The sequence below is a fragment of the Chitinimonas sp. genome (genome assembly GCF_041904975.1).
Taxonomy (GTDB): Bacteria; Pseudomonadota; Gammaproteobacteria; order Burkholderiales; family Chitinimonadaceae; genus Chitinimonas.
The window spans coordinates 1-9,689 of record NZ_JAYRLZ010000160.1 but is presented as its reverse complement, the minus strand read 5'-3'; the positions used below and the strand labels follow the sequence as shown (position 1 = coordinate 9,689).

The window sequence follows — 9,689 nt, the reverse complement described above, 5'->3', positions numbered from 1 at the left end:
CAGAGAGTGATTTGAGAACGCAACCGAATCGCGTCTGCCTCCAAAGGACTGAGCGCATCGGGCTCAAATTTCGAAGCCGACCTTTGATCCAGTACGCCAAGCGATCAGTTTCGCACTTGTCCAGGTTTTCCTCTGTGCCACCTCTGTGTTCTCTGTGCCCTCTGTGGTTCAAGGTTTGTTGGCAATCCAAGGAGCCCGTTTGCGTAAACGCTTGATCAAGTCGCTGTGGTGGAAGCTCACCCTCGCTTATGTCGCCATTACCCTGCTCGGCTCCACCCTGATCGTGCTGATCATCGGGCCGATGTTCGATGCCGCCAATTTTCGCGAGCTGGTACAGCCAGCCCACCTGAAGTCGCTGATCTCGCAGGAAGTCTCCCTGCTGGGTGGGCGCCTTGAAGATCGCGATCTGACCGCCCGGCTATTGGCGGCGATCCGCAGCCAGCTGCAGAGTGTGGAAGGCTCGGCGGTAACCTACGGCATTGCCGAATCGTCCGAGCCGCAAGTGAGTCTTGCCGTATTCGACGGCAGCGGGCAGTCGCTGCAGCGGCTGGAAGCGGCGGGTCTTGAGTTGCCTGCGCGCTGGCAGCCCGGCGCCGAGCGGCTGCAAACCGTGTCGCCCACCGAGCGCCTGCTGGTGTTGCCGCTGCAACCCGATGGCACCCTGGTGATACGCCACTATGCCAAGTTCAGTGTGCTGAAAAACCTGTCCAGTTCGCTGCGCGATATCGGCGTGTCGCTGTGGTTCATGGTGCTGGTGATCTCGGTACCTGGCTCCATGCTCGGCATTGGCGTCAGCCTCTGGCTGGCGCGGCGCCTGCGCCGCATTACCCGCGCCAGCGAAGCGTGGTCGCGCGGCGATTTCAGCGCCAGCATTGTCGAGCAATCGCAGGACGAATTGGGTGAGCACGCCCGCTCGCTCAATGCCATGGCGGCACAGCTGGCCAGCCACCTGAAAACCGAGCAGCAGCTGGCCGCCTTGCAGGAGCGCCAGCGCATGGCGCGCGCGCTGCACGATACGGTCAAGCAACAGGTATTCGCCTGCGGCTTGCAGATCCACGCTGCCAGCCAGTGGCTGGCGCGCGACCCGGCCCGCGCTGCTGAATCGATGCAACGTGCCGAGGCGATCAACCAGGCAGTGTTTTCCGGCCTCACCGAGCTGCTTACCGCCTTGGTCAACAGCGAGTCGAAATCACTGCGCGAAGCGCTGGCCAGCAGCCTGCAAGCCTGGACCGGCCAGCTCGCCTGGCGACTGGACATGCAGGAAGAGCCGAGCCTGCCCGCCGAGCAGGTGAACGAGCTGTGCGGCGTGGTGGCCGAGGCGGTGGCCAATGCAGTACGCCATGGCGGCGCGCGCCATGTCGATATCGCGCTGCATCGCGATGGGCCACAGTGGCAGCTGAGCATTAGCGATCAGGGCAGCGGTTTTGATACCGGCACCACCACGGCCGGCCTTGGCCTTGGCACCATGCGCCAGCGCGCCGCCCTGCTGCCGGGCGGGCAGCTCGACATCAGCAGCGGCGCCGGCGGTACCCGGGTGTGCCTACGTTTTCAACAGCAGGGTGCAATATGATCAGCTTACTGATTTGCGACGATCACGCCGTGGTGCGCTACGGCATCATGGCAGTGCGGGAGGCGCATGGCGGCTTCGAGCTGGTGGCAGCGGGGGGCAGTGGCGCCGAGGCCATCGCCGCCGCCGAGCGCTTCCAGCCCCAGGTGGTACTGATGGACCTGCTGATGCCGGACAGCAATGGCGTTGCGGTCACCCGTGAGCTGCTCAAGCGCAGCCCGCAATCGAAAGTGATGCTGCTGACCAGCCACGAGGGCGACGAATACCTGGTGGAAGCGATGCAGGCCGGCGCCACCTCCTACCTGCTGAAAGACACGGCACCGGGCGAGCTGGTACAGGCGATCGAGCGCACCGCCCGCGGCGAGCCAGCCCTGCACCCGCGCATCGCCCGCGCCATGATAGGCGCGCTATCGGGCGGCAACAGCCCGAGCGAGGCCTTGACCAGCCGCGAGCAGGAAATCCTCGACCTGATCGCCGCCGGCCTGAAAAACAGCGCCATCGCCAGCCAGCTGGGCCTGAGCGAAAAGACGGTGAAAAACCATATCACCAGCCTGCTCGACAAACTGCAGCTGGAAGACCGCACTCAGGCGGCGATTCATGTTTGGCGGGGGCGGGTGAAGGGCGGGAGCTGAGAGTAGATTACATAGACGGGGGTTAATCGCTTGAAGCGCCTGCACTTTTCTGCATCAACTCCCGCTCTATACCCTGCCAATCATGGTATTGGACCTTACGCCGGAGCGCCGTGACATTTTCATCGCCCTTCTCTGCCCTCTCCCATTCTGATCTACTGATTAAAAATACTTGATAGTCAGTAAGGTAATCTTTCTCATGGACGTACCCACGGACGACGCGAAGATCCAGAAAACGATTGATGCCATGTCCAGCCTTTAGCTTGGACACATTCAGTTTAAGCGCACCACTTTCAATCGCATACTTTCCTGAAGCCACATACTCAACAGGGCCTATATCCAGCCAACATGAAACAACAAACACACCATCAGGGAACAAATCCAGCACAGTCCCGCCGGTATACTCAAGCGGAAATGCATACTTCCCAAAATAACTCCCATTCCCCAACTCGTCATCCCGGATCAAATTAACACTATAGACCCGGCCAGACGAACGCAAACCAGCAGCCACCACCTGAGCTGAAAACATGAGAAGCAGGAAAAGCGTACACCATGTATTCTTCAAACTCACACCCCATTGCCATTCCACAGCGTGATCAAGAGCCCACGTTCAAATGCTGCCTTGCAAGCGCACGCCAATCTCGAACAGGCTGAAGCCCAATACCAGAAATAAATCCAGACAAGCCAGAATACAGTGCCCATGGTGGAGTCGTCGTCGACGCATCCCATTTCACCTGGCCACACTGAAAGCAAATCTTCATAGTACTTATTAACTTAACACCACTGAAAAACAACACCGTATGATGAGGCTCAAAAATACATGCAGGAAATGCATCCTGAGTTTCAGGCTTCAATTGTTGAACTGTCGCAAGAAACAAAGCCTTCTGCTGCCGATTCAACTCACGAGAGTCATAAATCACATCATGTGAAAGTAGTGATTTATGAGCCGCAAAGTCGTATGCATCCAATTCAAAAGAATGCTCATTTACGACAATGCGATCAGATCTTTGAATCATTTCGCCGAGCTCGGCAATATATTTTGCCCCGTCAGATGACGCTACTGAGCCATGAAAGCATCCGGTCAGAAAAATCAAAGCCGCCATGACGACGGCCCACAGCCTCATACAATCCATTGCATCAGCTCGCCATCTGCATAAACCGACAATGCACCGCCGGCGGCACATATTTCTTCAGCACTTCTTCCCAGCCCTCCGGTCCGACCAGGCCCTTGATCATGGTGGAGCTGACTTCAGCGATCGAGCGCGGCGGCATCAGGAAGGTGGTGGTGACTTCCGGCACCAGATCGGAATTGATATAGCGCATGGTGCGCTCGAATTCGTAATCGCTGGGGTTGCGGATGCCGCGCAGGATGTAGTTGGCGCCAACCGAGCGGGCGTAGTTGACCAGGAACTGGTTTTCGAAGCTGGTGACTTTGAGGTTGGGCAGATGCTGGGTGACTTCGCGCAGCATGTCCTCGCGTTCTTCGACGCTGAAGGTGGCGCGCTTGTCCGGATTGACGCCGATGGCGACGATCATCTCGTCGAACAGCTCATAGCCTCGCTCGATCATCCACAGGTGACCGTTGGTGACCGGGTCGAAACTACCGGCATAGACCGCGCGCTTCATTGGGGGCGTCCTTCTCGTTGGGGCGCTCATTCTAGGCGATTATCGGGTGGGCGCCGACAAGTCCATTCGTCGCCCGGTGGGTGAATCGTCAACGTTTCGGCGAAAGTGCATCATCACTGTCTGATGGTGTCGCATTTTTGCGCAAGGGCGTTGTAAGCAGCGAAGCCGATGATGCAAACTGATGGCTACAAAACGGGAGAGTACGCAATGCGACGCTGGAAGTTACTTCTACTTGGATTATTTGCACTGAGCGGCGCAGCACAGGCAGCCATTGTCATCGGCCAGAGCGTGCCGCTGACCGGCGTGGCCAGCGGCTATGGCAAGGGCCTGGCGGAGGGTGCGGCGGCGTATTTCAACACGCTGAACAGCAAGGGCGGCATCAATGGCGAGGAGGTGCGCTTCATCAGCTATGACGATGCCTTTGACACCCAGCGCACCCTGGCCAATACCCGCAAGCTGATCGACAAGGATAAAGCCGTCGCCCTGCTCGGCTACTACGGCGAGGATGCGGTGATCGAGCTGATGAGCCACCGCTGGCTCGAAGGCGCCGGCATTCCGCTGGTCGGCGTCGCCTCCGGGGTGCGCATGATCCGCGTGCCGGGCTCACCGAATGTGTTCCATTCGCGAGCCAGCCAGCGAGACGAAATCGCCAAGATGGTGACGCAGATGCATGGCTTGGGCATCGACAAGATCGGTGTGTTCTATCAGGACGATGGCTTTGGTCGCGAGGGCCTCGATGCCGCCAAGGAGGCGGCCAAGGCCAATAATATGCAGATCACCGTGCAGGCCAGCTATCTGACCAACAAGCTGGATATGAAGGCGGCGGCGGAAAAAATGGCCAATGCCAATCCGCCCGCCATCCTGATGATCTCGATCACCAAGCCGGCCGGTGCCTTTATCAAGGAATTACGCGAGGCTGGCTGTGGTTCGGTGCTATACCACACCTCCACCGTGGACTTCGAGCAGCTGGTCAAGGATATCGGCGCCGGCACCGCACACGGACTGGCCATCGCCCAGGTCTATCCCTATGCCTGGGACAGCCGCAACAAGCTGATCCGCGAATTCCGCCAGGCCATGCAGGACTATGATGCCAATGCCACCATCAGCTATGCAGCCCTGGAAGGCTATATCAATGCCAAGCTGCTTAGCGATGCCATCAAGCGCGCCGGCAGCGGCAGCGACCGCGCCAAGGTGCTGGCTGCACTGACCAATCTGGGTGAAGTCGACTACCAGGGCTTTCATGTCACTTTTGGTCCGAACCGGCGCGAAGGCTCCAAGTTCGTCGACCTGACCATTGTCAACGTCAAGGGCGAGCTGTCGCGCTGATTGCTGCTTGCAGGCAAAAGGGCCTCCGCATGCGGTGGCCTTTTTGCTTCGATGGCGGGCGCGGCGGTAGCCTGGATGGCGCCGCAGGCGCAATCCGGGAGCGAGCCGGCAGGCGAGCTGGAAAAAACGCCGTCAAGCATAACAACGTCCAGAAGCCACTTCACCCTATACGGGCTATATGACAATTGCCCCAGCCAACATAAGCAAAAGCCACCGCATGCGGTGGCTTTTGCATTGGGCCGTAGGTGCGGCGTAAGCCGCGAAAAGACTGGCTTTCGCGGCTTACGCCGCTCCCACCTACAACTAGACGTTGATCTCTTCCGCGCGATGGCAGGCCACCATGCGGCTATCCACTTCACGCAGCTGCGGCACTTCGCTCTTGCAGCGCTCATTGGCATGCGGGCAGCGTTTGTGAAAAGTACAGCCCGATGGCGGATTGAGCGGGCTGGGCAATTCGCCCTGGATCTTGATCTTGATGCGGCGATCTTCCTCGCGAATAGCCGGGGTAGCGCTCATCAGTGCCTGGGTGTAAGGGTGCAACGACTTTTGGTAGATGCGCGCCTTGTCGCCATATTCCACCGCCGAGCCCAGATACATCACCAGCAGATCGTTCGCCACATGCTCGACCACCGCCAGATTGTGCGAGATGAACACATAGCCGGTGCCGAATTCTTCCTGCAGATCCATGAACAGATTGAGGATCTGCGCCTGGATCGACACATCCAGCGCCGACACCGGCTCGTCGGCCACCACGATCTTCGGGTTGAGTATCATCGCCCGGGCAATCGCCACGCGCTGGCGCTGGCCGCCGGAGAACATATGCGGGTAGCGATGGATATGCTCGGGCCGCAAGCCGACCTTGGCGACGATCGCCTTGATCTTGTCCAGGCGCTCCGCCTTGCTCAAGGCCGTATTCATCAATAGCGGCTCATCGAGCGTAGCGACAATCTGCTTGCGCGGATTGAGCGAAGCAAACGGGTTCTGGAACACCATCTGCACCTTGCCGCGCATCTGCTTGACCAAGTCTGGCCTGGCCGATGCCACATCGACGCCGTCGATGGCCAGGGTGCCCGAGGTAGCCGGCTCGATCATGGTCAGCTGGCGTGCCAGCGTCGACTTGCCGCAGCCGGATTCACCAACCACCGCCAGGGTGCGGCGCGGCTGCAGGGTGAACGACACGCCATTGAGCGCCTTGACCGTGGCATGGCCCTTGAGAAAGCCACGACTGACCTGGTAATGACGGGTCAGGTTTTGAGCAAGGAGTAACTCGGCCATCAGATGCCTCTTTTCTTCCATAGGTCGGAATTCAATCCGACAGCAAACTTGGGTAGACAGCTTGTCGGAATGGCCCAAGGCCACCCCGTGCATCCCGCCTACACGATTCAGTGTTTAGGCGCGCCAGCCGCATCCAGCGGGGTGAAGCAGCGCACGCCATCGAGCAGCGCCGGGCGCTCGCTGCGGCAACGGTCCTGCGCAAAGCGGCAGCGCGGGCTGAGCAGGCAGCCCTTGGGGCGGTCGTAATGGCCTGGCACGATGCCGGGCAGGGCCGACAGGCGATGCGCGCCCTTGTTGTGCTCGGGAATCGCATCGAGCAAGGCGCGGGTGTAGGGGTGCTGCGGCTGGGCAAACAGCTGCGCCACCGGTGCACGCTCGACCATCTGGCCGGCATACATCACGCAGATGCGCTGGGCCATTTCGGCGATCACCGCGAGATCATGGGTGATCATGATCAGCGCCATATTGTGTTCTTTTTGCAGGCGGGTCAGCAGATCCATGATCTGCGCCTGGATGGTCACATCCAGCGCAGTGGTCGGCTCGTCGGCAATCAGCAATTTGGGGTTGCAGGAAATCGCCATAGCGATCATCACCCGCTGGTTCATACCGCCCGACAACTGGTGCGGATAGGCATGCAGGCGATTTTTCGCATCGGGAATCTCCACCAGCTCCAGCAATTCCAGCGCCCGCTTTTGCAGGGCATCGCCACGCAGGCCCATATGCACCTTCAAGGCTTCCATGATCTGGTAGCCGACGGTATAGGACGGGTTGAGGCTGGTCAGCGCGTCCTGGAAGATCATCGCGATGTCTTTGCCGACAATGGCGCGACGCTGCTTGGGATTGAGCTTGAGCAGATCGTGGCCGTCGAATTTCAGCTCATCGGCGCTGACACGGCCCGGAGCATCGATCAGGCCCATCAGCGCCATCATGGTCACCGACTTGCCGGAACCGGATTCACCGACGATGCCGACGATATCGCCACGGTCGATATCGAAATCGAGCCCATCGACTGCCGGAAACGGATGCGCCGCCGAGCCGAACTCGACGCGCAGATTCTTGATTTGCAGAAGGCTCATCAGGTGCCTCTCATTACATCATTCAACTTCTTGAACCACGGAGCGCACGGAGAACACAGATCTGGCACAGAGAACTTTCCTCAGTCTTGCCTTGCTCTGCGCACCCTCGGTGTTCTCTGTATCCTCTGTGGTTCAAGATTTGGGTTTTACATTGCCCTTAGGCAGCGCGCTTGAGCTTGGGGTCCAGCGCATCGCGCAGGCCGTCACCCATCAGATTGATCGCCAGCACCGAGATCAGCACGGTCAGGCCCGGCATGGTCACAACCCACGGCGCGCGCTCGATATAGTCGCGGGCGGCGCTCAGCATGGTGCCCCACTCCGGCGTGGGCGGTTGCACGCCCAGGCCGAGAAAGCCCAGTGCGGCGGCTTCCAGAATGGCGGATGAAAAACCGAGGGTGGCATTGACGATCAGTGGCGCCATGCAGTTGGGCAGCACGGTCACGAACATCAGGCGCAGGGTGCCGGCGCCGGCCACCCGGCTGGCGGTGACATATTCCTTGTTGATCTCGCCCATGGCGGCAGCGCGTGCCAGCCGGGTGTAGCTGGGCAAGGAGCCGATGGCGATGGCGATCATGGTATTGACCAGACCCGGCCCGAGGATGGTGATGATGCAGATGGCCAGCAGCAAGGAGGGCAGCGCCTGCATGATGTCCATCACCCGCATGATCAGCGCACCGAGGCGCTTGGCAAAGAACGCGGCCAACAGGCCGAGCACGATGCCGGGCAGCATGGACATGATCACCGACATCAGGCCGATCAGCAGCGATACGCGGGCGCCGTAGATCAGGCGGGACAAAATGTCGCGGCCCAACTCATCGGTACCGAGCAAATAGGTGCGCATGCCACCTTCCGCCCACACAGGTGGAGTCAGCATATGGTCGCGGTATTGCTCGATCGGGTTGTGTGGTGCGATCCAGCCGGCAAACAGGGCACTGATCACCAGCACGATGAAAATCAGCAGGGCCACCACCGCACCCTTGTTATGCGAAAAGCTTTGCCAGAATTCCTTCAGCGGCGAAGGGAAATTCGGCACCGCTTCGGTGGCGACGGCTTGAACTTGGGTTGTCATATCAGACTCCTTGACCTGCCAAGTGAGCAAGACGCTCACGAGCAAAGCGAGGCTGCCGCGCGGCGGCAAGCGAGGATGAACGGGCCATGGTTGCCACCTCTAGTGCCCGCCACGGACACGCGGATTGACCACGCCATACAGCAAATCAACGATCAGGTTCACTAGGATGATGATGGTGGCGGTAATCAGGATGCCGGCCTGCACCACCGGATAATCGCGGCGACCGATCGAATCGATCAGCCATTTGCCGATGCCGGGCCAGGAGAAAATGGTCTCGGTCAGCACCGCGCCGGCCAGCAAGGTGCCGGTTTGCAGGCCGATCACGGTAATCACCGGAATCAGGGCATTGCGCAAGGCATGCACCACCACGATACGGGTGGACGACAGGCCCTTGGCGCGAGCGGTGCGGATGTAATCTTCCTTGAGCACTTCCAGCATGGAGGAGCGGGTCATCCGTGCAATCACCGCCAGCGGAATGGTGCCAAGCACGATGGCCGGCAAAATCAGGTGGGCCACCGTCGATTTGAATGCGCCGGCCTCGCCGGATAGCAGGCTGTCGATCAGCAAAAAGCCGGTTTTCTGGGCAATGTCGTAGTCGATGTCGATGCGGCCCGACACTGGCGTCCAACCGAGCTTGACCGAGAAGAACATGATCAGCATCAGGCCCCACCAGAAAATCGGCATGGAAAAGCCGGTCAAGGCCGCCCCCATTACGCCATGGTCGAAGATCGATCCACGTTTGAGGCCGGCGATCATCCCGGCCGGCAGGCCAATCGCAACAGCCAGCAGCAGGGCAAACAGGCTCAGCTCGATGGTGGCCGGGAACAGGGTCAGAAATTCCTTGGTCACCGGCTCGCGCGTCACCAGGCTATTGCCGAGGTCGCCATGGGCCAGCTGCTTCATATAGTTGAAGTACTGCATATGCAGCGGCAGATCGAGCCCAAGACGATGCACCGCCTCGGCGTGCATGACCGGGTCGAGCTTGCGCTCGCCCACCATCACCTCGATCGGGTCGCCCGGAATCATCCGGATCAGGGCGAATGCCACCAGCGTGATGCCGATGAAGGTCGGAATGACCGTCGCCAGCTTCCTCAGTACAAAGGAAAACATGGGGTTACCTC

At 59.7% G+C, this 9,689-nt stretch carries 10 protein-coding genes; 3 read left to right on the top strand and 7 right to left on the bottom strand.

The window, feature by feature from the left end:
* Nucleotides 1-199 precede the first annotated feature (199 nt).
* Together ACE3OH_RS14500 and ACE3OH_RS14495 are read left to right on the top strand one after the other, a co-directional pair.
* Nucleotides 200-1,570, top strand: a complete 1,371-nt coding sequence (locus tag ACE3OH_RS14500) for a histidine kinase (RefSeq protein ID WP_374354241.1) — start codon at nucleotides 200-202, stop codon at nucleotides 1,568-1,570.
* A complete protein-coding gene (locus ACE3OH_RS14495; protein WP_374354238.1) occupies nucleotides 1,567-2,199 on the top strand; it encodes a response regulator in 633 nt (210 codons plus the stop codon). Before ACE3OH_RS14500 ends, ACE3OH_RS14495 begins: the two co-directional genes overlap by 4 nt.
* A 22-nt stretch (nucleotides 2,200-2,221) precedes the next feature.
* On the opposite strand, the gene ACE3OH_RS14490 is transcribed toward ACE3OH_RS14495, so the two are convergent.
* Genes ACE3OH_RS14490 through coaD form a run of 3 tightly spaced genes read right to left on the bottom strand, consistent with a single transcriptional unit; the run spans nucleotide 2,222 to nucleotide 3,822 of the window.
* Entirely contained in the window at nucleotides 2,222-2,767 is a 546-nt protein-coding gene (locus tag ACE3OH_RS14490) for a hypothetical protein (protein WP_374354235.1), read from the bottom strand.
* A 25-nt stretch (nucleotides 2,768-2,792) separates the two neighbouring features.
* Entirely contained in the window at nucleotides 2,793-3,320 is a 528-nt protein-coding gene (locus tag ACE3OH_RS14485; RefSeq protein ID WP_374354232.1) for a hypothetical protein, read from the bottom strand.
* A 13-nt stretch (nucleotides 3,321-3,333) separates the two neighbouring features.
* Nucleotides 3,334-3,822, bottom strand: coding sequence for a pantetheine-phosphate adenylyltransferase (gene coaD / locus ACE3OH_RS14480; RefSeq protein ID WP_374354229.1), 489 nt, complete (start codon nucleotides 3,820-3,822; stop codon nucleotides 3,334-3,336).
* Between the two features lie 207 nt (nucleotides 3,823-4,029).
* Here coaD and ACE3OH_RS14475 point away from each other — a divergent pair, with 207 nt between their 5' ends.
* A complete protein-coding gene (locus ACE3OH_RS14475; RefSeq protein ID WP_374354226.1) occupies nucleotides 4,030-5,148 on the top strand; it encodes an ABC transporter substrate-binding protein in 1,119 nt (372 codons plus the stop codon).
* A 303-nt stretch (nucleotides 5,149-5,451) separates the two neighbouring features.
* Here the strand turns inward: ACE3OH_RS14475 and ACE3OH_RS14470 are convergent, their stop codons facing one another.
* The 4 genes from ACE3OH_RS14470 to ACE3OH_RS14455 form a co-directional block, all read right to left on the bottom strand.
* Nucleotides 5,452-6,423, bottom strand: coding sequence for a peptide ABC transporter ATP-binding protein (locus tag ACE3OH_RS14470; protein WP_374354223.1), 972 nt, complete (start codon nucleotides 6,421-6,423; stop codon nucleotides 5,452-5,454).
* 107 nt (nucleotides 6,424-6,530) lie between these two features.
* Nucleotides 6,531-7,499 carry an ABC transporter ATP-binding protein gene (locus tag ACE3OH_RS14465; RefSeq protein WP_374354220.1) on the bottom strand — a complete coding sequence of 323 codons (969 nt, stop codon included), beginning with the start codon at nucleotides 7,497-7,499 and terminating at the stop codon, nucleotides 6,531-6,533.
* A 157-nt stretch (nucleotides 7,500-7,656) separates the two neighbouring features.
* A complete protein-coding gene (locus ACE3OH_RS14460; RefSeq protein ID WP_374354217.1) occupies nucleotides 7,657-8,568 on the bottom strand; it encodes an ABC transporter permease subunit in 912 nt (303 codons plus the stop codon).
* A 99-nt stretch (nucleotides 8,569-8,667) separates the two neighbouring features.
* A complete protein-coding gene (locus ACE3OH_RS14455) occupies nucleotides 8,668-9,678 on the bottom strand; it encodes an ABC transporter permease subunit (protein ID WP_374354244.1) in 1,011 nt (336 codons plus the stop codon).
* Nucleotides 9,679-9,689 lie beyond the last annotated feature (11 nt).